Source organism: Thauera sp. 63 (assembly GCF_000310165.2).
In the GTDB taxonomy this organism is placed as follows: Bacteria; Pseudomonadota; Gammaproteobacteria; order Burkholderiales; family Rhodocyclaceae; genus Thauera; species Thauera humireducens.
The window spans coordinates 1-517 of sequence record NZ_AMXC01000089.1 but is presented as its reverse complement, the minus strand read 5'-3'; the positions used below and the strand labels follow the sequence as shown (position 1 = coordinate 517).

1 protein-coding gene is annotated in these 517 nt (G+C 65.8%); it reads right to left on the bottom strand.

The window, feature by feature from the left end; translation table 11 throughout:
* Positions 1–509: helix-turn-helix domain-containing protein (locus C664_RS20080; RefSeq protein WP_232435147.1), on the bottom strand; the 509-nt coding region annotated here is incomplete at its 3' end.
* Positions 510–517 lie beyond the last annotated feature (8 nt).

Sequence of the window (517 nt, the reverse complement as noted above, 5' to 3'; positions counted from 1 at the left end):
GCATCCATGATCACCGTCGCGTAGCGGTGCCCCTTGTGCAGCGCGAACTCGTCCATCACCAACCGACGCACGCCCTGCGCATCGAAAGTGCCATACCGGGTCTGCAGACGCCGATGGTCGATGCGCTTGATGGTGTGCCAGTGCAAGCCCGTGAGTTGGGCGACGTGGGCGATCGGCAGGATCTGCACCAGCGCCTCGATCCAGGCGCGTAATCGGTGTGTGATGCGCTCACCCGTGTCGAGCCAGCTCAGGCGCTCGGCCGCCCGTGCGCCACACTGGTAACAGTCGAGGCGGCGAATCGGCACATCCAGCCAGACGCGTCGATCGAACCAGTCTCGATCGCGCACCCGGCGTCGCCGGCGCTCGTGGAGCAGAACACAGTCGCTACCGCAGCGCCCACATCGCGGGCGGTGTGAGGGGTCTTCAGCGAGGGTGAGAAGGAGCGAACCGTCGGCTCGCTCCTGGCATGAATCGACGAGGCGGCCTTCCCAGAAGACCACGCCCAACATAGCATCGC